18 protein-coding genes are annotated in these 21236 nt (G+C 56.6%); 12 read left to right on the plus strand and 6 right to left on the minus strand.

From position 1 onward, the window contains the following. The 10 genes from dnaA (at position 1) to K5H97_RS00050 (ending at position 13698) form a co-directional block, all read left to right on the plus strand. On the plus strand, positions 1–1527 hold the full coding sequence (gene dnaA, locus K5H97_RS00005) for a chromosomal replication initiator protein DnaA (protein WP_028690030.1): 1527 nt from the start codon (positions 1–3) through the stop codon (positions 1525–1527). Between the two features lie 40 nt (positions 1528–1567). After that, positions 1568–2671, plus strand: a complete 1104-nt coding sequence (dnaN, locus tag K5H97_RS00010) for a DNA polymerase III subunit beta (RefSeq protein WP_028690031.1) — start codon at positions 1568–1570, stop codon at positions 2669–2671. 15 nt (positions 2672–2686) lie between these two features. After that, positions 2687–3790, plus strand: coding sequence for a DNA replication/repair protein RecF (recF, locus tag K5H97_RS00015; protein ID WP_028690032.1), 1104 nt, complete (start codon positions 2687–2689; stop codon positions 3788–3790). A gap of 4 nt (positions 3791–3794) precedes the next feature. After that, positions 3795–6215: a DNA topoisomerase (ATP-hydrolyzing) subunit B gene (gyrB, locus tag K5H97_RS00020; RefSeq protein ID WP_028690033.1), complete on the plus strand. Its 2421-nt coding sequence runs from the start codon at positions 3795–3797 to the stop codon at positions 6213–6215. An 837-nt stretch (positions 6216–7052) separates the two neighbouring features. After that, positions 7053–7691 carry a TnsA endonuclease N-terminal domain-containing protein gene (locus K5H97_RS00025; protein WP_011953077.1) on the plus strand — a complete coding sequence of 213 codons (639 nt, stop codon included), beginning with the start codon at positions 7053–7055 and terminating at the stop codon, positions 7689–7691. Then, positions 7672–9630 carry a DDE-type integrase/transposase/recombinase gene (locus K5H97_RS00030; RefSeq protein ID WP_011953078.1) on the plus strand — a complete coding sequence of 653 codons (1959 nt, stop codon included), beginning with the start codon at positions 7672–7674 and terminating at the stop codon, positions 9628–9630. The genes K5H97_RS00025 and K5H97_RS00030 overlap by 20 nt, the downstream gene beginning before the upstream one ends. Continuing rightward, positions 9627–10586 carry a TniB family NTP-binding protein gene (locus tag K5H97_RS00035; protein WP_010951429.1) on the plus strand — a complete coding sequence of 320 codons (960 nt, stop codon included), beginning with the start codon at positions 9627–9629 and terminating at the stop codon, positions 10584–10586. Before K5H97_RS00030 ends, K5H97_RS00035 begins: the two co-directional genes overlap by 4 nt. A 75-nt stretch (positions 10587–10661) precedes the next feature. Continuing rightward, complete coding sequence (locus tag K5H97_RS00040) at positions 10662–12578, plus strand: TniQ family protein (RefSeq protein WP_010951430.1); 1917 nt, start codon at positions 10662–10664, stop codon at positions 12576–12578. 56 nt (positions 12579–12634) lie between these two features. Further along, entirely contained in the window at positions 12635–12994 is a 360-nt protein-coding gene (locus K5H97_RS00045; RefSeq protein ID WP_010951431.1) for a histone-like nucleoid-structuring protein, MvaT/MvaU family, read from the plus strand. A gap of 371 nt (positions 12995–13365) precedes the next feature. Further along, a complete protein-coding gene (locus tag K5H97_RS00050) occupies positions 13366–13698 on the plus strand; it encodes a DUF2790 domain-containing protein (protein ID WP_011953079.1) in 333 nt (110 codons plus the stop codon). Between the two features lie 97 nt (positions 13699–13795). Here K5H97_RS00050 and K5H97_RS00055 read toward each other — a convergent pair whose 3' ends face one another. The 6 genes from K5H97_RS00055 to K5H97_RS00080 all read right to left on the minus strand — a co-directional run bounded on the left by K5H97_RS00055 (position 13796) and on the right by K5H97_RS00080 (position 18820). Continuing rightward, positions 13796–14251: a DUF411 domain-containing protein gene (locus K5H97_RS00055; RefSeq protein WP_011953080.1), complete on the minus strand. Its 456-nt coding sequence runs from the start codon at positions 14249–14251 to the stop codon at positions 13796–13798. Next, positions 14241–15020 (minus strand): c-type cytochrome, encoded by a 780-nt coding sequence (locus K5H97_RS00060; RefSeq protein ID WP_011953081.1) that lies wholly within the window; start codon positions 15018–15020, stop codon positions 14241–14243. Before K5H97_RS00060 ends, K5H97_RS00055 begins: the two co-directional genes overlap by 11 nt. A gap of 9 nt (positions 15021–15029) precedes the next feature. Beyond that, complete coding sequence (locus tag K5H97_RS00065; RefSeq protein ID WP_011953082.1) at positions 15030–16145, minus strand: copper resistance protein B; 1116 nt, start codon at positions 16143–16145, stop codon at positions 15030–15032. Further along, positions 16135–16458: a hypothetical protein gene (locus tag K5H97_RS00070; protein WP_012269845.1), complete on the minus strand. Its 324-nt coding sequence runs from the start codon at positions 16456–16458 to the stop codon at positions 16135–16137. Before K5H97_RS00070 ends, K5H97_RS00065 begins: the two co-directional genes overlap by 11 nt. 14 nt (positions 16459–16472) lie before the next feature. Beyond that, a complete protein-coding gene (locus K5H97_RS00075; protein ID WP_012269846.1) occupies positions 16473–18431 on the minus strand; it encodes a copper resistance system multicopper oxidase in 1959 nt (652 codons plus the stop codon). Between the two features lie 182 nt (positions 18432–18613). Further along, positions 18614–18820, minus strand: coding sequence for a co-regulatory protein PtrA N-terminal domain-containing protein (locus K5H97_RS00080; RefSeq protein ID WP_011953085.1), 207 nt, complete (start codon positions 18818–18820; stop codon positions 18614–18616). Between the two features lie 166 nt (positions 18821–18986). Here K5H97_RS00080 and K5H97_RS00085 point away from each other — a divergent pair, with 166 nt between their 5' ends. After that, entirely contained in the window at positions 18987–19664 is a 678-nt protein-coding gene (locus K5H97_RS00085; protein WP_011953086.1) for a heavy metal response regulator transcription factor, read from the plus strand. After that, positions 19664–21070 (plus strand): heavy metal sensor histidine kinase, encoded by a 1407-nt coding sequence (locus K5H97_RS00090; RefSeq protein ID WP_011953087.1) that lies wholly within the window; start codon positions 19664–19666, stop codon positions 21068–21070. The genes K5H97_RS00085 and K5H97_RS00090 overlap by 1 nt, the downstream gene beginning before the upstream one ends. Positions 21071–21236: the final 166 nt, after the last annotated feature.

Raw genomic sequence — 21236 nt, forward strand, 5'->3', positions numbered from 1 at the left:
GTGTCAGTGGAACTTTGGCAGCAGTGCGTGGAGCTTCTGCGCGATGAGCTGCCTGCCCAGCAATTCAACACCTGGATCCGTCCGCTACAGGTCGAAGCCGAAGGCGACGAGTTGCGCGTCTATGCGCCCAACCGCTTCGTGCTCGACTGGGTCAATGAAAAGTACCTTGGCCGCCTGCTCGAACTGCTGGGTGAACAAGGCAGCGGTATCGCACCTGCCCTTTCCTTATTAATAGGCAGCCGGCGCAGTTCCGCAGCCCGTGCCGCACCCAACGCCCCTGTCAGTGCCGCCGTCGCGGCAACCCTCGCGCAACAGGCGCAGGTACAGCAGGCGGCGCCCGCACTCGAGCCTGTCAGCGCACCTGTGGTGGAGCCGGCGCAGGTGGCCGAAGTCGAGGAGCCCTCTTCGCGTGACAGCTTCGACAGCATGGCCGAGATCGCGAGCGCTCCGGTTGCCAGCGGTCGCACCGAGCAGCGCACGGTGCAGGTCGAGGGTGCCCTGAAGCACACCAGCTACCTGAACCGCACCTTCACCTTCGAAACCTTCGTCGAAGGCAAGTCGAACCAACTGGCTCGCGCCGCGGCATGGCAGGTGGCCGACAACCCCAAGCACGGCTACAACCCACTGTTCCTTTATGGTGGCGTCGGCCTGGGTAAGACACACTTGATGCACGCTGTGGGTAACCACCTGCTTAAGAAGAACCCGAATGCCAAGGTGGTCTACCTGCATTCGGAGCGCTTCGTTGCCGACATGGTCAAGGCGCTGCAGATGAACGCGATCAACGAATTCAAACGTTTCTACCGTTCGGTCGATGCGTTGCTGATCGATGACATCCAGTTCTTTGCCCGCAAGGAGCGTTCCCAGGAAGAGTTTTTCCATACCTTCAACGCCCTGCTCGAGGGCGGCCAGCAGGTGATCCTCACCAGCGACCGCTACCCGAAGGAAATCGAAGGCCTGGAAGAGCGCCTGAAGTCCCGCTTCGGTTGGGGCCTGACGGTGGCCGTCGAGCCGCCGGAGCTGGAAACCCGCGTGGCGATCCTGATGAAGAAGGCCGACCAGGCCAAGGTCGAGTTGCCGCACGATGCCGCGTTCTTCATCGCCCAGCGGATCCGCTCCAACGTGCGTGAGCTTGAAGGCGCCCTGAAGCGGGTGATCGCCCACTCGCACTTCATGGGCCGCGACATCACCATCGAGCTGATCCGAGAATCGCTCAAGGATCTGCTGGCGCTGCAGGACAAGCTGGTCAGTGTGGATAACATCCAGCGCACCGTGGCCGAGTACTACAAGATCAAGATCTCCGATCTGCTGTCCAAGCGACGGTCGCGCTCCGTGGCGCGTCCACGCCAGGTAGCCATGGCGTTGTCGAAAGAGCTGACCAACCACAGCCTGCCGGAGATCGGCGACATGTTCGGCGGCCGCGACCACACCACCGTGCTGCACGCCTGCCGCAAGATCAACGAATTGAAGGAATCCGACGCGGACATCCGCGAGGACTACAAGAACCTGCTGCGCACGCTGACGACCTGATGGCCGTCAGCGCAGCTAATTGAAGGCAAGGGACTAGACCATGCATTTCACCATTCAACGCGAAGCCCTGTTGAAACCCCTGCAACTGGTCGCAGGCGTCGTCGAGCGCCGCCAGACCTTGCCGGTCCTGTCCAACGTCCTGCTGGTCGTGCAAGGCCAGCAACTGTCGTTGACCGGTACCGACCTGGAAGTCGAACTGGTTGGCCGCGTCCAGCTGGAAGAGCCTGCGGAGCCGGGCGAGATCACCGTTCCGGCGCGCAAGCTGATGGACATCTGCAAGAGCCTGCCCAGCGATGTGCTGGTCGACATCAAGGTCGACGAGCAGAAGCTGCTGGTCAAGGCCGGCCGCAGCCGTTTCACCCTGTCCACCCTGCCGGCCAACGACTTCCCGACCGTGGAAGAAGGCCCGGGCTCGCTGACCTGCAACCTGGAACAGAGCAAGCTGCGCCGCCTGATCGAGCGGACCAGCTTCGCCATGGCCCAGCAGGATGTGCGCTACTACCTCAACGGCATGCTGCTGGAAGTGTCCACCGATACCCTGCGCGCCGTCGCCACCGACGGTCACCGTCTGGCGCTGTGCGCCATGCAGGCACCGATCGGCCAGGCTGACCGTCACCAGGTCATCGTGCCACGCAAGGGTATCCTCGAGCTGGCGCGCCTGCTCACCGATCCGGAAGGCATGGTCAGCATCGTCCTGGGCCAGCATCACATTCGCGCCACCACCGGTGAGTTCACCTTCACCTCCAAGCTGGTCGACGGCAAGTTCCCGGACTACGAGCGTGTCCTGCCCAAGGGCGGCGACAAGCTGGTGATCGGTGATCGCCAGGCGCTGCGCGAGGCGTTCAGCCGTACCGCGATCCTGTCCAACGAGAAGTACCGCGGCATCCGTCTGCAACTGGCCGCCGGCCAGCTGAAGATCCAGGCCAACAACCCGGAACAGGAAGAAGCGGAAGAAGAGATCAGCGTCGACTACAACGGCAGCTCGCTGGAGATCGGTTTCAACGTCAGCTACCTGCTGGATGTGCTGGGCGTCATGACCACCGAACAGGTTCGCCTGATTCTGTCCGACTCCAATAGCAGCGCCCTGTTGCAGGAAGCCGGCAATGACGATTCGTCCTACGTTGTCATGCCGATGCGTCTGTAACCCATAGCAGGCGACATGTCCCTTCGACGTCTCTCGGTCACCGCGGTGCGCAATCTGCACCCGGTGACCCTTTCACCCTCCCCCCGCATCAACATCCTTTACGGCGCCAACGGCAGCGGCAAGACCAGCGTGCTCGAAGCGGTGCACCTGCTGGGGCTCGCCCGTTCGTTCCGCAGCACCCGGTTGAACCCGGTGATTCAGTACGAGCAGCCGACCTGCACCGTGTTCGGTCAGGTCGAACTGGCCGAAGGCGGTACCAGCAACCTGGGTGTTTCACGGGAGCGGCAGGGTGATTTCACCATTCGTATCGACGGACAGAATGCGCGCAGCGCCGCGCAACTGGCCGAGATGCTCCCCCTGCAACTGATCAACCCGGACAGTTTCCGCCTGCTCGAAGGTGCGCCCAAGGTGCGCCGGCAGTTCCTCGATTGGGGCGTGTTCCACGTGGAACCTCGCTTCATGGCGACTTGGCAGCGCCTGCAGAAAGCCCTGCGGCAGCGGAACTCATGGCTGCGGCATGGTACACTTGATGCCGTTTCGCAAGCCGCCTGGGATCGGGAGTTATGTCTCGCCAGTGCGGAAATAGATGAATACCGTCGCAACTACATCAAGGCCTTGAAGCCTGTCTTCGAGCGTACCCTGAGCGAGCTGGTCGAACTGGACGGGCTGACCCTGAGCTACTACCGAGGTTGGGACAAGGACCGGGAACTCAACGAAGTCCTCGCAACCTCTCTCCTTCGCGATCAGCAGATGGGCCATACCCAGGCCGGGCCACAACGTGCCGATCTGCGCCTGCGATTGGGCGCGAACAACGCGGCCGACATCCTCTCGCGGGGGCAGCAGAAGCTGGTGGTCTGTGCCTTGCGCATTGCCCAGGGACACCTGGTCAGCCAGGTTCGTCGGGGCCAGTGTATTTATCTGGTGGACGACCTGCCGTCCGAGTTGGACGAGCAGCATCGCCGCGCCCTGTGCCGCTTGCTTGAAGAATTGAACTGCCAGGTGTTCATCACCTGTGTAGACCACGAATTTCTGAGGGAAGGCTGGCAGACGGAAACGCCAGTCGCCTTGTTCCACGTGGAACAAGGCCGTATCACCCAGACCCACGACCATCGGGAGTGAAGGCATGAGCGAAAATCAAACGTACGACTCCTCCAGCATCAAGGTGCTGAAAGGGCTGGATGCCGTACGCAAGCGTCCCGGCATGTACATTGGCGACACCGATGACGGCAGCGGCCTGCACCACATGGTATTCGAGGTGGTCGACAACTCGATCGACGAAGCCCTGGCCGGGCACTGCGATGACATCACCGTCATCATTCACCCGGACGAATCCATCAGCGTCCGTGACAATGGCCGTGGTATTCCGGTCGACGTGCATAAAGAAGAAGGCGTTTCCGCGGCCGAGGTCATCATGACCGTGCTGCACGCCGGCGGTAAGTTCGACGACAACTCCTACAAGGTATCCGGCGGTCTGCACGGCGTAGGTGTCTCGGTGGTGAACGCCCTGTCCGAGCAACTGGTGCTCACCGTTCGTCGTAGCGGCAAGATCTGGGAACAGACCTACGTCCATGGCGTGCCACAGGCGCCGATGGCGGTGGTCGGTGAAAGCGAAACCACCGGTACCCACATTCACTTCAAACCTTCGGCTGAAACCTTCAAGAACATCCACTTCAGCTGGGACATTCTCGCCAAGCGTATCCGCGAGCTGTCGTTCCTGAACTCGGGTGTCGGCATCCTGCTGAAGGACGAGCGCAGCGGCAAGGAAGAGTTCTTCAAGTACGAAGGCGGCCTGCGCGCATTCGTTGAATACCTGAACACCAACAAGACCCCGGTCAACTCCCAGGTCTTCCACTTCAACGTCCAGCGTGACGATGGCGTGGGTGTCGAAGTCGCCCTGCAGTGGAACGACAGCTTCAACGAAAACCTGCTGTGCTTCACCAACAACATTCCCCAGCGCGACGGTGGTACCCACCTGGTCGGCTTCCGTTCCTCGCTGACCCGTAGCCTGAACAGCTACATCGAGCAGGAAGGCCTGGCGAAGAAAAACAAGGTCGCCACCACTGGTGATGACGCCCGTGAAGGCCTGACCGCGATCATCTCGGTCAAGGTGCCGGATCCTAAGTTCAGCTCGCAGACCAAGGACAAGCTGGTTTCCTCGGAGGTGAAGACTGCCGTGGAACAGGAGATGAACAAGTACTTCGCCGACTTCCTGTTGGAGAACCCCAACGAAGCCAAGGCCGTGGTCGGCAAGATGATCGACGCTGCCCGGGCCCGTGAAGCGGCGCGTAAAGCCCGTGAGATGACTCGCCGCAAAGGTGCTCTGGACATCGCCGGCCTGCCGGGCAAATTGGCCGACTGCCAGGAGAAGGACCCTGCCCTTTCCGAACTGTATCTGGTGGAGGGTGACTCCGCGGGTGGTTCGGCCAAGCAAGGCCGCAACCGTCGCACCCAGGCGATCCTGCCGCTCAAGGGCAAGATCCTCAACGTCGAGAAAGCGCGCTTCGACAAGATGATCTCTTCCCAGGAGGTCGGCACGCTGATCACCGCGCTGGGTTGTGGCATCGGCCGTGAAGAGTACAACATCGACAAGCTGCGTTATCACAACATCATCATCATGACCGATGCTGACGTCGACGGTTCGCACATCCGTACCCTGCTGCTGACCTTCTTCTTCCGTCAGCTGCCGGAGCTGGTCGAGCGTGGCTACATCTATATCGCCCAGCCGCCGCTGTACAAGGTGAAGAAAGGTAAGCAGGAGCAGTACATCAAGGACGACGAGGCCATGGAAGAATACATGACCCAGTCGGCCCTGGAAGATGCCAGCCTGCACCTGGACGAGTCCGCGCCAGCCGTTTCCGGCGTGCAGCTCGAGGCGCTGGTCAACGAATTCCGCGCGGTGATGAAAACCCTCAAGCGTCTTTCGCGCCTGTACCCGGAAGAGCTGACCGAGCACTTCATCTACCTGCCAAAGGTTTCCCTCGAGCAACTGGCCGATAAGGCGCAGATGGACATTTGGCTGAAGGCGTTCCAGCAGCGTCTGGATAATAGCCAGCGTTCTGGTCTGGCTTACAAGGCCGACTTGCACGAGGACAAGGAGCGCAACCTCTGGCTGCCTGTCGTTGAAACGACCTCCCATGGTTTGGCCAGCTATGTCACCTTCAACCGTGACTTCTTCGGTAGCAATGACTACAAGACAGTCGTTGCCCTGGGTGAAAAGCTGGGTACCTTGCTGGGCGACGGCGCCTATGTGCAGCGTGGCGAACGTCGCAAGGCTGTCACCGAGTTCAAGGAAGCCCTCGACTGGCTGATGAACGAGAGCACCAAGCGCCACACCATCCAGCGATACAAAGGACTGGGTGAGATGAACCCGGACCAGCTGTGGGAAACCACCATGGACCCGACCGTGCGCCGCATGCTCAAGGTGACCATCGAGGACGCCATCGCCGCCGATCAGCTGTTCAACACCCTGATGGGGGATGCGGTCGAACCGCGTCGCGACTTCATCGAAAGCAACGCGCTGTCGGTGTCCAACCTGGACTTCTGATCTGCGTGTAGGTTCACAGAAAAGCTGCACGCTTTCACAAATAGATGACCGGCCGGGCTTCAACCATGGCCCCTGTCGGTCACCATCAAGCCCGCCTTCGCGGGCTTTTTTTTGCCTGGAATTCCTGCCGGGGCGCCCTACTCCGCTCATTGGAAAATGATGCAGATGGGGGGATTTGAGGAAGTGATTTGATGGGGCGCTGGAAGTGCTGAGAGGGTCGGCGGGCGGATCTGAGCAGCAGAGAGATTGAGAGGACTTTAAAACTAATATTTGAACACCTTAATAGTTAATTAAGCGTACGTGTTAAGTATTAATTTGAACAATTTAGTATGGAAATGGAATTTGGTGGAAGTTGCCATTTTGGATTTTTTGTAGATTTCGAAGGGATGTTGGAATAAGATCTATGACCAACTTTTCCGCTTTGCACTGAAGATTTTCAGCCAAATCAGCTGTTTGAAGCGAGAGCTTCAGACCTGATCCAAATTGCTCCAGCGATCACGAAGTGGCCGTTTAGAAATAAAGAGAGCAAGCCGATTGCTTTAGATTCTGATCAGTCATGAGAGTCATGACCAATGAGAGAAAAGGAGACCTGAAAATGTAGAAAAACGCGATCAATCCCGAGAGGACTGACCGCGCTTAGCGAAGCAGACTTGCGTCCTCAGAACCCGCAATGTCTGCTTTTTCGAAGCGACTGTCAATCCTCTCCCATTTTTTCGACCTTAGCGAGGTTACTCGACGGCACAGTGTTGCCTGTCGAAAGGCCTCACTTCGCCCGCCCTGCGCCTTGATTTTTTGGCGCAGCGTCGGCGCTCGTTTCGAGATTTTCGGAGGTGTTTCATGACAGTACGAAAGGTGGTCACGCGGCGGTCCAACCATTACCGCGGCTACTTCCCATCGCTCAAAAATAAAAAGCCTGTGCCCTGGGAGTCCCAGCTCGAAGGCGCTCTTTTTCGGCTTCTTGAGCTGTCTCCTGCGGTCATCGGCTACGTCCCGCAGCCCAGTGAGGAACGTGTTCCATCGCTCCAGGGCTACTTCAAATATTACCCAGACGTACAGGTTTTCCTCGCGGATGGGCGCGAGTGGTGGTTTGAAGTGAAGCCTCACGACCGACTGAAGATTGCCAGCGTCAGGCAGCGACTGGATGCCGCTGAGCGCTACTTCAACGCCACTGCCCGTAACTTTTCGGTGATCACTGAAAAGTTAATTGAAGCTGAACCCCTGGCTACCAATCTTAGAAGGCTGATGTATCACCGGCGCGGTCCAGAGCTTTCGCATCAGGCGTTGGAGGAGGTAATGGCGACCTTCAACGAATGGCCGCCTATGACCGTTGCAGATCTGCTCTACGTGGTTGGTGAGGGGAAAGCCTGGCGCTTGTTAGGCCTTGGGGTGGTGGGCATTGACCTTGATAGGTCAATTGACACTGACTCCCCGGTCTTCCTGCAAGGGGGGCACCGTCATGCAAACCTTTTCCCTTAGGGTGAAATTGGTCGTCATCGTTCGTGGCGTACTGATGGTGCTTGAGAAGAGGCTTATTGACCGGAAGCTGCTCTTTTTCGATGAGCTTGGTGAGCCCACGAAGCTATCCGAGAAGGAGTTCTATGAGGCCTACGAGAAGCGCGAGATCGAGATCTCCGCTGATCAGCCATACCTTGGGAGGGTTCCGTATGTGCGGAACGTCCCTCCAGATATTTCATGCTTCCCCAAAAAACATGGAGATGAGGCATTGCGTCGACGCAAGTATCTGGACGACCTAACTAAGCGCGGTAAATACAAGCTACCGGGTGACGAAGACATGATCAAGAAGCTTAGAGATATCGCCAAAAAGATTGGGGATGCGTGCGCACCCTCGGTTTCCACTATTCGACGTTGGGCAGCCAAATACATTGGCCAGAACGTAGTAAAGCTTATCCCTCAGCATGCCAAAAAGGGTCGGGCTGCCGCGATACAGGGAGAGCTCGAAGTTATTCTTGAAGGGGTGATTAATAAAACCTACCTGCAGGATACGATTCCAGCGGTCAGCGTGGTCGTTTCAGAATTCGAGGATCAGATAAAAGAGAGGAACAAAAGTCGTTTGCCTTCGGATCAGCTCAAGATCCCAAGCGGAATGACTGTCCGAAGGTACATCGCCAAGCTGGATCCGTACCTTGTGGATAAGGAGAGGCTCGGAAAACACGCAGCAGACAAGAAGCACCGTGTTGCGGCGGGTGTCCTACGTGTCCATGAGATTTTGGAACGTTGGGAAATTGATCACACCTTGTTGGACGTCCAGCTTGTGGATGAAACCTCGGGGCTGTGCATTGGGCGCCCCTATCTGACGATCGTCCTCGACCGCTTCTCTCGAATGGTGATGGGATATTTGCTCCACCTGTCGGCGCCAAATACGGAAACCGTGCTTCGTGTGATCGAACGCTCAATCCGTCCAAAAGCCGAATTGCTGAAGCGCTTTCCGAAAGTGAGAAATGAATGGTGGGCACGTGGGCTGCCGGCTCGAATAGTCCCAGACAACGCAGCGGAATTTCACGCGGGCGATCTCATCATGGGATTCAACGAGTTGGGTATCGAGATCATGTATCCCGCTTCAAGGGCCCCTCAAAGGAAAGGTGCCGTCGAACGCTTTTTCAGCACACAGAACCTGGGGCTTATCCACAACCTCCCGGGTACCACCTTCTCGAATATCCAGCAGCGTGGCGATTACGACTCGGAGAAGAATGCATGTTTCACGCTCCCTCAATTGGAGGCGGTGGTAGTGAAATGGATCGTCGATGGTTACCACCAGACTCCTCATCGGGGGCTGGACAACAGAACACCGGCTCAAGTCTGGGGGACTAGCGAGGCGAACCATGTCATCAGCCTTCCCGTCGACCTGGACTCGTTGGAGTGCATTCTGGCCAAGCGGGCCTCGGTGAAGGTTCACCATTACGGCATCGAGGTTGCCAAAGTGGGCTACCACTCTACGGAACTTGCTGAGCTCCGTATGCGTTTGGCAGACGGAGAAAAGGTAAACGTCCGCTATCGAGACGAAGCCGGGCACGTTTGGGTTCACGACCGCTTCAGAAACTTGTTCTTCAAAGTGCCCGCCAAAGATGAGCGAATGGCCGGTAAGAGCAGGGAGGTGTGGAAGGCTGCCGAGAAAGCGCTGCGAGAAAAATATAATGAGCAGCCTAGCTTCGAGGCTACGCACAGGTGCTACCAGGAAATTATGGAAGATGCAGACGAGGCCCGCCGTTCGCAGACGCTCAGAAAACGACGCGCAGCTGCCATAGCGAAAATCGACAAGGAGGGTCGAGTGACCGAAAGCACGCCTCCACCCAAGGTACTCGCTGAAGTGGAATGGACCGGTGACTCTATTCCTAACATTCCGCCAGCAGCCTTCAAGGTCTCGGTTCGTCGCCCTGCTGGGAGTTCTAAGCCATGAACGCCATCAATCTGTACGAATGCTACGAGCATGGTGAATACAGCTTTACGCTCCGCGATCGTTTTATTCACAGCCCTCAAGTCGAGCGAGCGTTGACGCGACTAGGCGATATCCACGGCGATAGTCGGCGTACCAGAGCAAGTAAAGGGTTGCTGATCCAAGGTCCAAGCGGAGTGGGCAAGAGCACATTGGTCAAGGAGTACATTCGGTCATTGGAGGAATTGGAGAGCCATGACCCACAGAAGCGGACAGTTCTGTTCGTCGAGATGCCTTCGTCTCCAACCAAAAAGAACCTGGCAGCAGCCATTTTGGCAGAGCTGAAGGATCCCTTCGCAGAGGCACGAGGACATTCGGCAGAGGTTAAATTTGCGCGAGTAGTCCTGCTGCTGAAGAACCTTGGCGTGGAGATGTTGGTCCTCGATGAGGCGCAGCACCTGGTCGATTATCGTCGTAATGGTGCGTATGAGGCAGCAGACTGGATCAAGAGTCTGATGAATGAAACCAGTATCGCGTTTGTTCTGATTGGGCTGAAGCGCACCGAAAATCTCCTGCTAGCAAACGAGCAACTGCGACGCAGGTTTTCGGCCACGGTGGCATACGATCGCTTCACCTTCTCCGCTAATACGTCTCTTCATTTCGTGATGTTGTTGCAGGCAATCGAGGGCGAACTGCCTGTTCAAACCATCAGTTTTGTAGAGCCAGCGATGATTAAACGCTTCTACCTGGCTTCCTATGGATTGATCGACTACCTCATCAAGATTGTGGACAGGGCTGTTTGGCTGGTTCAAGTCCAGGACCTTGTCGGGATTGAACTTCCTGTGCTGGCCCAGGCTTTTGAAGACGAGGTTTGGAGCTACGCCACCGAGGATCGAAACCCCTTCAGTGCGAGCTTCAATTTCCAGCCTCTGTTCGGGAAGCGGGAGCCGTTTGAGACGTTCGAAGAGAGCAGTACCTGACGGCCAAGGGCCGGGCTTATCGGCCCGGCTCTACTCCCCTGATTTTTATGTCTTCGATTTCATGGATGTGTAGGAATGTTTGGTCTTTTAATCAACCCACGACCACACCAAGACGAAAGTCTTTTGGGGTACCTGCAGCGCCTGGCGAAAGCCAACGGATTACCCAGAAAGGAACTGCTCACCGCCTTTGCACGAGCCGACGAGACCGATGTTGCGGACTGGCTGCAGATGATGGAAGGACCACTGAGCTGGCCTGCGGTATCTGCTGAGTTTCGTGATCCAAGGCCCAAGGGGGTCAAGTTATGGACGACTCATCACGCTCGTTACTGTCCGATCTGTTTGGGCGAAGCCGGTTATTGGAGAGAAAGCTGGGGCTTGACCCTGGTTACGACGTGTTCTGTCCACGGCACTGAACTCCACGGGCGGTGCCCCAACTGTCTGAAGGAAACCGATCCAAGCGCAATGAGTGCGAATAGTTGCCAAGCGTGTGGCACCTCATTGAGTGGGACCAATTTTGAGATCGCGCCGGCGAGTGATACGGCCGCCTGGCTCACCTCTGGCTTTGAAGATAGGTTTTACGCCGACTCGTTGCCAGCTGACGCGGGATTGGCGGCCCTCACCTACGAACAGTTTCACGAGTTGTCATCGCGTCTCGCTGTCAGAAGTTTGCCTACGGAAAGAACCCAGCCGCTGAAGGTTGCTGATTCGGGTTCGCTAGAGATATCGCGGCTTATGGCAAACGCGGCGGGCGTGGTTCTCATGAACTGGCCTCTCGCATTCAGAGAACTGCTGAGTGGCCTCAAGGCAGTCCATTCCGATAACGAACATTGGACGCTCAGCAGATCGTTCGGCCCGATATACCACGACATCCACCGTGATCTGGATGACTCTTGTTTTGACTTTCTTCGTCGAGAGTTCGAATCATTTCTGCAGCATGCGTGGGAAGCACCGTTAGCGAAGCGAAATCGCAATTTGAGTGAGGAGACGATTGAGAGACATCGTTGGGTGTCGTTCGATTCTGCTGCTGAAGCTTGTGGTCTCGGGGTATCAGTCATAAAACGCCTTCATCAGGAGGGACAAATCGCCTATCGGGAGAAGGTCCATGAAGATCGAGTCTTTACGGTCGTGGACCTGGATCATTTGAAGGCAATCTCGCAGCATCTCCAGGGCGTGGCTGATATGAAAGAAACCTCGACTTTGCTAAGCCTCTGTCGCAATCGGGTTAGGCAGCTGCTAGCTGGTGGTACCCTCCAGTTCTTTGGTGGAGAACCGCGCCCAGGCGAAAGGTGGCTGATTGACTGCCGCTCGATCAACGAATTGATTGATGAGAAGCTGCCTACCAGCTCTGACCAGAGCCTGGTGTCGATCAACTACTTGGCCAAGCATTCTCTGCCCAAGGGGGGTGGGTTGGTCGAGTTGGTTCAGGCAATACGTGCAGGTGAACTTCGCGCTTACGGCCCAGCTGAGAATGGCTCGGTTGCGGTAGGGGCGTGGTTACTCAAGCCGCAAGATTTTGCAGCGTGGCAACAAGCCCGAGCTGAGAACAAGAGTCCGGTCTTTCCCGGCCTGTCGGTAGTCAAGGCTGCTGCGCTGTTAGGCGTCAAAGAACAATGCGCATACGCGTTCGTTCGACTGGGTCTGCTATGGAGCACTGCTGTCGAACGAGGCCGGCGTACGCAATTGATGGTTAAGCCTCAAGCCATCGACAGATTCAGGCGTGGCTATATCTTGGGACCGGAGATTGCGGTGTATTTGGGGAAGTCGACCAGGGAGGCGTTCAAGCACCTTTGGGAGGCCAGGTTTCGCCCCGTTGCGGGGCCATCCATTCCAAACGCGGCTTGCCGGCAGTACGTTTGGGTAAGAAGCAAAAAGCTGATCGATTACCTCGCAAGTGAAGCCGCCCAGATCGACGATCCTGAAGCCATCACGTTTTTATCCACACCGATCGCTCAGCCTCGTGATTGCCGATTCAGGCATGTGGGATCAAGATAGTTAGCACGCTTTCTTTCTTGATTGCTAAAATCATCGAACCCATTTTGGAGAATCTTATGTCCCGTCTCGCTGAATTCCGCCTGCTCGAACAACAGCTCGCAGCCCAACTGGCGGAGCTGGAAGCGCTGAAAAATGACTCTGCCCTGAAGCAGGAAATGGAATTTGAAACGAAGCTGCGCAGTTTGCTCAACGAGTATGGCTACGGCCTGCGCCAAGTGGTGCTGATCCTCGATCCGCAAGCGGTGGCTTCCACTGATATGGCCCCAAAAACCTCTCGGAAACCACGCGAAGTGAAGGTCTACAAGAATCCACACAGCGGAGAGGTTGTTGAGACCAAGGGTGGTAATCAGCGTACGCTTAAGGCCTGGAAAAACGAGTATGGCGCTGAGGTAGTCGAGTCTTGGCTCGCCAATTGATTGCACTGCAGGCGGCTTCTGGCACGAGATGAATCGTGGTGCGCCCCGAATGCAAATTCCCATTCTGGGGCGTGACGAAATTTTCTGCGGGTGGTGGATTTAGAGAATTAAAACTGTCGCTAGAGGGTCCCGTCTTTCGCGGCCTGCAGCCATTTGGAGAGGAAACGCAAAACTGTCGCAATCACCCAAAACGCCGGTTCAGACTGATTCGCTAGAGAATTAAAACTGTCGCAGCCTGAAACGACGCGGCTTTCACGTGTATTCAGAGCCATCATTATCGATAGCCTGCTTACAAACATGTAATTCCTGGATCACGTGGATGACAGCTCCCAGTCGGTAAGCTTCACTCATGTCTTCATGGAGTAACAGAAATGAACACCGCTAAAAGCATTGCCGCCCTCATGCTCGTAATCGCCTCCTCATCTGCTTTAGCTGAAGGAGGATCTGATCGCTTACACGGAAAGATGATTCAGGCAAATGAGCAAGCAATGCGTGCCTACGCCGCTGCCAATGGAAAAAAACCACCTGAAGTGATCCATTATCGCTACGGAATGAAACTGGATGTGGCGAGAGTTATCAGTATGACTTCGCTCAAAGGTAGCTGCGACGTGATGCCGACACAGATGAATTACGAGGACTCAACAGGTGAGTTGAAAATCCTCGAATATCGCTCTGCTGGAATTAACTGTAGAGGTCAAAACTGACCGAAGGGACAGGGTAAGTCTTGGAGTAAGCTGACCACGACCAGCGCTGCAGCTGGTCGGCTGGCCGGCAGAAGCCCTTCCCCCGGGGCATCTTGCATTACGTGTCAGGATAACTGGCAACTACTTGATCGTCCCCACTCTTGGTGAGGCCGATGACTTGATAGGCGTGTTTCATGCCATCAACCTCCATACCTGGTGAGCCAGCGGGCATGCCAGGTACCGCGACGCCTGCCAGGTCGTTGCGCTTTATGAGCTCCTGCACCTGGGCTGCGGGGACGTGACCTTCCACAAACTTGCCATCGATAACCGCGGTGTGACACGAAGCCAGCCTCGGAGCTACTCCTAGCTCTTGCTTCACCGCCCTCATGTCCGTTTCAACGTGGTCGACGACCTTGAAGCCGTTTGCCTCCAAGTGCGCTATCCATTTCTTACAGCAACCGCAATTAGCGTCCCGGTGCACATCGATAGTCAGGGGCTCCGCAGCAAAGGCGGCTGAGGCGATTAGAAGTGACGCTGCGGTACTTAAACCGAGGAAGCGGCGCTTACTTGTCATGAGTGTGCTCCTTCCCGTCTTTGTGCACATGGGTTTTGGGAGTAGAACCTGTGTGGTGGTCCGAGTGCGCCTCGCCGGACTCGTGTTCACCGTGGTGCTCCGCTACTGATGAAGACTCCGAATGCGAACTGCCATGATCATGACTTTCCTCAGCCACGCCGTTTGCTGCGGAATCATCATGATTTCCATGACCTGATTTCGCACCACCGTGTTGGCCTTCATGGTTATGCATATCGCTTTCGCCACCGCCATGTTGGTGACCACCACTGGAAGCGACCATCATCTGGTACTGCTCAGCATTGAGTTGCGGTAGCTGGTCCAGGAACGCGACGATTCCCCAGATGTACTGGTCGTCCATGCTCTTACCCCAGGCTGGCATGCCTGTCGCTTTGATACCGTGCTTGATGGTCCAAAACGCAGCAGCAGGGTCACCGCTTACACCTATCTCGGTGAGGTTTGGTGGGGATGGGTATAGGGCTTGGCTGAGTTCAGTTTTCTCCACCCCTGGCGCGAGGTGGCAACCGATACACATGGCGTTGTAGTTGCCTGCCCCTGCTTGGATGAGAGCAGGATCTTTAAGGTTTGGCACCTCAATGTCGCTTGCTCGGACTTCAATCGAGCGATCCCGCGCCATGGCCAAAAACGCATGCACAGCGGGGAAGTGTGGGTCGTCCGCACCAACGTTCACGAGACCGAAGTAAGCAGCACCTAGCACTGCTGCGCTAGTAACAGCACCTGCCGCCACCAGCGTTGTAATTGTTTTTTTCATGTTGAGTTCTCAAAACCACATCCGAATACCGGCCACAAAACGAGCTTCGTCCACGTCCCCGCCTTCATCCCGAATGAAATCGGCGGTTTTGCCGTAGGAACGGCTCCAGGTGACACCTATGTATGGCGCGAACTGGCGAACAATCTCGTACCGTAACCGCAGCCCGACTTCGGTGTTTGCCAGGCCAGAGCCGACGCCGCGTTCCGGGTCGTTCTTGCCATAAAAGTTGGCCTCAGCGGTTGGCTGAAGAATTAAACGATTGGTTAGCAAGATGTCGTACTCGCCCTCCAGACGGGCAGCGGTTTGACCGTTCTCGCCGATAAAGGCGGTGGCTTCAGCTTCGAAGTCATACAGGGCCAGGCCCTGAATACCGAACGCAGCCCAGGTCTGCGGATCCTCCGGTTTGAAATCCTGCCGGACGCCGGCGACAACATCCCACCACGGGCTTACCGAGCGGCCATAGAGGAGCTGCAGCTCAGCATCTTCAGTCACACCATTGGTTCGTTCACCTTCCGAGCGAATCCAGAGCCTATTGATATCGCCGCCCACCCAGCCGGATGCATCCCAAGCAAGCGTGCTACCTTCATCGGCATCTTGGTATTCCAGTTGGTCTAGCAAGAAAAAGCTGTTGAACCCGCTGTCATCCATTTTGTGCCCGTCAAGCGGGGGGAAGGCAGCCTGCCGGTCGGCATCAGTCAGCACCGGGATTGGCGTACGGCTGGTCGGGGTCGGCGAATCAGCGTTCCCGTTTCCCATCGTGGAATGACCCATCGCGCCATGATCCATGCCTTCCATGGACCCGTGATCCATGCCTTTCATGCTTCCATGGTCCATCTTGCTGTGGTCCATCGAGGCGGGTTTCGCTTTGGGCTGGCCATGGCCCATTTTGCTGTGATCAACGGGTGCAGGTTGCGTGGGTTGCTTGCTCGCGCCCATCTGGCTGTGGTCCATGCCCGGCATCGCAGCCTGTGATGAGGCGTGGTCCATCTGCATGGCACCGTGGCCCATTGCCGAGTGGTCCATTCCGGAATGATCCATTTCAGCGGCGAAGCTGGGCGAAACGCCCAGCACACCTAAAGAAACGGCGAATGCCAGCAGCGATGGTCGTGCAACGCTATTGGCCATTTTTCCCTGCCTTAGCTTTGTCGCTGCCATGCGATTCCATCATTTTGCTGTGATCCATTCCTTCCATGGAACCATGATCCATGCCCTCCATAGAGCCATGATCCATGCCTTTCATGGAGCCGTGATCCATGCCTTCATGGTTCATGCCCTGGGCTTGCTTGCTCTTCGAGCCGTTCGATTGCGCCGCGTTGGACGACTTTTGAGAGTGCTGATCATGGTTGTCACTGGACCAGGAAGACGGGGCGTACACCGCGAGCAGGCCAACCATCGCGGCAGAGAGGAAAAAGGCGCTTCGTTTCATTGGTTTGCTCATCTCGTATCTCCAGTTCATTCGTCCACGCGGACTTCTCGGAACATGCCCATCTCCATGTGGTACATGAGGTGACAGTGATAGGCCCAGCGCCCGAGTGCATCTGCGGTTACGCGATAGCTTCGTTTCGAGCCAGGCGGCATATCGATCGTGTGTTTTCGCACCATGAAATTGCCGTCCTCATCCTCCAGGTCACTCCACATGCCGTGCAGATGGATGGGGTGAGTCATCATGGTGTCGTTGACCAAGGTAATACGCAGGCGCTCGCCGTACTTGAGCCGCAGCGGCTCTGCGTCAGAAAACTTGATCCCATCGAAGGACCAAGCGAACTTTTCCATATGCCCGGTAAGGTGCAGTTCGATTGTCCGGCCAGGTTCCCGGCCGTCAGGGTCGATGAAGGTGCTACGCAAATCCGAATACGTGAGAACCCGACGCCCGTTATCGCGAAGCCCGATCCCCGGATCGCTCAGCTTTGGCGTAGGGGTCATGGTCTGCATATCGACCAGAGGGTTGTTTGTTTCGGAGGCGGGATGGTTCTGCATGGCACCGCTGGCGGCCATATTGCTTTGGTCCATACCGGTCATGTTGCCGTGGTCCATGCCAGCCATCTTGCTATGGTCCATACCGGCCATGCTGCCGTGGTCCATGCCAGCCATCTTGCTATGGTCCATACCGGCCATGCTGCCGTGGTCCATGCCAGCCATCTTGCTATGGTCCATACCGGCCATGCTGCCGTGGTCCATGCCAGCCATCTTGCTATGGTCCATACCGGCCATGCTGCCGTGGTCCATGCCAGCCATCTTGCTGTGGTCCATACCGGCCATGCTGCCGTGATCCATGCCACCCATGCTGCCGTGGTCCATCCCCATATCACTCATGGAGATGAGAGGCCTTGGATCTACAGCCGGCACCGGTGCCTGCAGGCCCTCACGGACAGCCAAGGTACCCCTTGAATAGCCGGTGCGATCCATGGATTGAGCAAAGATGGTGTAAGCCTGCTCGTTTTCAGGCTCGACAATGACATCGTAGGTTTCAGCAACGGCAATCCGGAATTCATCGATCGACACTGGCTTAACGTACTGACCGTCGGCTGCGACAACCGTCATTTTCAAGCCGGGGATCCGCACGTCGAAATAGGTCATCGCCGAGCCATTGATAAAGCGAAGCCGGATTTTCTCCCCTGGCTTGAAGATTCCCGTCCAGTTCCCATTTGGCGCCTGGCCGTTCATGAGGTAGGTGTAGGTGTGCCCGCTCACGTCAGCGAGATCGGTTGGGCTCATCTTCATCTCGGCCCACATCTTTCGATCGGCCACAGCAGCAGACCAACCTTTCTCGCTCACGTCGTCGACGAAGTCGCCAACGGTGCGCTTGTGGAAGTTGTAATAGTCCGACTGTTTTTTGAGCTTGGACATAACCCGCGCCGGGTCTTCGTCGGTCCAATCACTCAGCATGACGACATAGTCACGATCGTAGGTGAAAGGCTCTGGATCCTTGGCATCAATCACCAGCGCACCGTAAACACCGACCTGCTCCTGGAAGCCCGAATGGCTGTGGTACCAGTAGGTGCCGTTCTGGTGGACCTTGAACTTGTACTCGTACATGCCGTCGGGAGCGATGCCATGGAAGCTTAGACCCGGCACGCCGTCCATATTCGCCGGCAGGATGATGCCGTGCCAGTGGATGGACGTGTCCTGCTTCAAGCGGTTGCGAACCCGTAGCGTGACCGTGTCGCCTTCGCGCCAACGGAGTATTGGTCCTGGCAGCGAACCGTTGATGGCCATCGCCGTTCGAGCTGCCCCGGTAATGTTCACCGGGAGCTCCCCGATGTACAGGTCAAAATCGGTGCCGGTCAGTACGTTAGGCTGGCCAGGGCTGGTTACGGCCCAGACCGGCGCGCGCCACATGCCCAGCCCACCCAGTAGTCCGGTAGCAGCCAGGCCTTTGACGAATGAACGTCTCGTGGTTTTGCTTTGCATGCCGTTGCGTCCAATCAGGTAGATCGCTGATATCCAGACTGCGGGATCCGCAGCCATCTGGTTTCAATTGAGCTCCCCCAAGCCTCGTAGACTTTCGCCAAAGCACAAGGATTGCGGGAGGCAATACCCCGAAAGCTGACATAGTTCAGATTCCGGGGTGATTACATTTCTGTAAGCTAAGCTCAGCAGCTCTCGTGGCCGGGGTGCTTTTGGCTTTGGGCGGTAACAGGAGCCTCTGCTTTTTTCTCCTGAGCAACCTGGTAAGCCTGCATGGAAGATGCACGTGCAGCTTCCATCCTGGCGAAGGTGCGATCCGCGCCGCCTTCAGCCAGGGCGAGGCTCGCCATGCCGAAGGTGACTACCATCACAATCGCTTTGATCATGTTCATTTGCGTTTCCTCTAAGGGTCAGTTTCGCCTGATTGGCGCCGTTCACAGTGCTCAAGCTAGCTACCCGGCACTGTCAGCAAGCTGAGCCCGACATTACTTTTCCGTCAGCTTCTGGTTGGGTGCCTTTTTTGCTGCACACTGAAGGGCATCCAAGGGGGCGCAGCAGATGAAATTACTCGTAGCCGAAGATGAGCCAAAAATCGGGGCCTACCTGCAGCAAGGGCTGACGGAGGCAGGCTTTACCGTCGATCGTGTGGTCACAGGGACCGACGCGCTGCAATACGCTTTGAGCGAGGCGTATGACCTGCTGATTCTTGATGTAATGATGCCGGGGCTAGACGGCTGGGAGGTGCTGCGGATGGTACGTGCGGCAGGGAAAGAGGTCCCAGTCTTGTTTTTGACGGCCCGTGATGGCGTGGACGATCGCGTGAAAGGGTTAGAACTCGGGGCTGACGATTACCTGGTCAAACCCTTTGCATTCTCGGAACTGCTAGCGCGTGTGCGCACTTTGCTGCGAAGAGGCAGCAGTGGCTATGCTCAGACCACTATGAAGATGGCTGACCTGGAGGTAGACCTGCTTAAGCGCCGGGCCACCCGAAATGGCAAGCGGATCGACCTCACAGCCAAGGAGTTCTCCTTACTGGAACTACTCATGCGCCGACGCGGCGAGGTACTGCCGAAGTCCCTGATCGCATCGCAGGTGTGGGATATGAACTTCGACAGCGACACTAACGTGATCGAGGTTGCTGTTCGTAGGTTGCGGGCCAAGATTGATGACGATTTCGCCCCCAAGCTCATACATACAGTTCGTGGCATGGGCTATCTGATGGATGTTCCCGAGTAATGCGCGCCCAATCGTCGCTCGTTAAACGCCTTACCCTCATGTTCATGTTCGCGGTCATCGCCGTATTGGTCGTTGCCGGCGTGAGCTTCTACATGCTCAGTCAGCACCATTTCCAGATGCTGGATGAGCAAGCCCTGGCCGAGAAACTCGAATCCACCCGGCACATCCTTTCACTTTCAGCAGCACGTGATGAACTTGAGGATCAGGAGCCTCAACTGCGTGCTTTGTTGGGGGCTCATCAGGACCTTTCTGCGGAGATTCTTGATGCTGACGGTACTGTCCTGTTCTCGGACTCCAAGGCATCCCGCATCCCTGAGCGCTTTAAGCAGGCCTCTTCTGGCGCCGTTTGGGACTGGCAAATCGACTCGCGGAACTTCCGGGGGATTACCTCTCAACTGGCTATAGCGCAGGCGCAGGCGCCGGTAACAGTCATGTTGATGCTGGATGTCACCAGCCATGCCCACTTTTTCAAGACGCTGCAATGGTGGTTCGGCATTGGCTTGGTCATCAGCGCTCTGGTTAGTGCAGGATTGGGGTGGATCGTGGCCAAGAGCGGTCTTCGGCCGGTTGGGCAGATCACCAAGGTGGCGACATCCATGTCTGCCCGGTCCCTTCGCGAGCGAATTCCATTGGAGCCCGTGCCGCTTGAATTGCAGGAGCTGATCCTCTCCTTCAACGGAATGCTTGCACGCCTGGAAGACGCGTTCGTCCGGCTATCAAACTTCTCAGCCGACATCGCACATGAGCTGCGGACTCCGGTAAGTAATCTTCTGACGCATACCGAAGTCGTTCTGACCAAAAAACGCGACCTCGATGCCTACGAAGACAACCTCTACTCCAATCTTGAAGACCTCAAGCGCATGTCGCGCATGATCGATGACATGCTGTTCCTGGCAAAAGCTGATAACGGCTTGATCATCCCCGAGCAGGTTGATATCGATCTGGTCGGGCTAGTGTCCAGACTGATTGAGTACTACCAGCTTGCAGCCGAAGACCGAAGCATTCGGCTTGCCCTTCAAGGCGAAGGTACGATCCGTGGTGACCGGCTAATGATTGACCGGGCGGTTTCCAACATTCTATCCAACGCTTTGCGCTATACCCCCGAAGGCCACGATATCGCCGTCCGGATTGTCGAGGCGGCTGATCAAGTGAACCTGTCCGTCCAGAACAATGGGGCCACGATTGATCCGGAACATATCAACAAAATCTTCGACCGGTTCTATCGCGCTGACCCTGCAAGGCGGGAAGGAAGCCCAAGCAACGCCGGCTTGGGTCTGGCCATAACGCGTTCGATCATCGAGGCTCATGGTGGGCGAATTTGGTGTACCTCCGCTGACGGCGTGACGAGTTTTCACATCGCTCTGCCGCACGCCAAACAATCCACTTCCAAGCCTCAAACGGCTTAATGCTCATTTCATGCGTGTAACCTATACTCGGCCATCATGAACCGGCTCCTACGACTGTTCACCATCCTGCTTCTAATCGCATCGCTTCCTCTCAACGGCATGGCGGGAGTCGACTCAGCCATTGAACCATGCCCCATGCAAACCATGGGGATGGAGATGATGGCGG

The organism is Pseudomonas mosselii, assembly GCF_019823065.1.
Classification (GTDB): domain Bacteria; phylum Pseudomonadota; class Gammaproteobacteria; order Pseudomonadales; family Pseudomonadaceae; genus Aquipseudomonas; species Aquipseudomonas mosselii.

Bases quoted from the DNA above. Each gene is read 5' to 3' on its own strand.
- K5H97_RS00060 (WP_011953081.1), bottom strand. From the start codon at position 15,020: ATGAAAAAAACAATTACAACGCTGGTGGCGGCAGGTGCTGTTACTAGC.
- K5H97_RS00035 (WP_010951429.1), top strand. From the start codon at position 9,627: ATGAACGCCATCAATCTGTACGAATGCTACGAGCATGGTGAATACAGC.
- K5H97_RS00085 (WP_011953086.1), top strand. From the start codon at position 18,987: ATGAAATTACTCGTAGCCGAAGATGAGCCAAAAATCGGGGCCTACCTG.
- K5H97_RS00055 (WP_011953080.1), bottom strand. From the start codon at position 14,251: ATGACAAGTAAGCGCCGCTTCCTCGGTTTAAGTACCGCAGCGTCACTT.
- gyrB (WP_028690033.1), top strand. From the start codon at position 3,795: ATGAGCGAAAATCAAACGTACGACTCCTCCAGCATCAAGGTGCTGAAA.
- K5H97_RS00065 (WP_011953082.1), bottom strand. From the start codon at position 16,145: ATGGCCAATAGCGTTGCACGACCATCGCTGCTGGCATTCGCCGTTTCT.
- K5H97_RS00030 (WP_011953078.1), top strand. From the start codon at position 7,672: ATGCAAACCTTTTCCCTTAGGGTGAAATTGGTCGTCATCGTTCGTGGC.
- K5H97_RS00040 (WP_010951430.1), top strand. From the start codon at position 10,662: ATGTTTGGTCTTTTAATCAACCCACGACCACACCAAGACGAAAGTCTT.
- K5H97_RS00090 (WP_011953087.1), top strand. From the start codon at position 19,664: ATGCGCGCCCAATCGTCGCTCGTTAAACGCCTTACCCTCATGTTCATG.
- K5H97_RS00080 (WP_011953085.1), bottom strand. From the start codon at position 18,820: ATGAACATGATCAAAGCGATTGTGATGGTAGTCACCTTCGGCATGGCG.
- recF (WP_028690032.1), top strand. From the start codon at position 2,687: ATGTCCCTTCGACGTCTCTCGGTCACCGCGGTGCGCAATCTGCACCCG.
- K5H97_RS00025 (WP_011953077.1), top strand. From the start codon at position 7,053: ATGACAGTACGAAAGGTGGTCACGCGGCGGTCCAACCATTACCGCGGC.
- K5H97_RS00045 (WP_010951431.1), top strand. From the start codon at position 12,635: ATGTCCCGTCTCGCTGAATTCCGCCTGCTCGAACAACAGCTCGCAGCC.
- dnaN (WP_028690031.1), top strand. From the start codon at position 1,568: ATGCATTTCACCATTCAACGCGAAGCCCTGTTGAAACCCCTGCAACTG.
- K5H97_RS00075 (WP_012269846.1), bottom strand. From the start codon at position 18,431: ATGCAAAGCAAAACCACGAGACGTTCATTCGTCAAAGGCCTGGCTGCT.
- K5H97_RS00050 (WP_011953079.1), top strand. From the start codon at position 13,366: ATGAACACCGCTAAAAGCATTGCCGCCCTCATGCTCGTAATCGCCTCC.
- K5H97_RS00070 (WP_012269845.1), bottom strand. From the start codon at position 16,458: ATGAGCAAACCAATGAAACGAAGCGCCTTTTTCCTCTCTGCCGCGATG.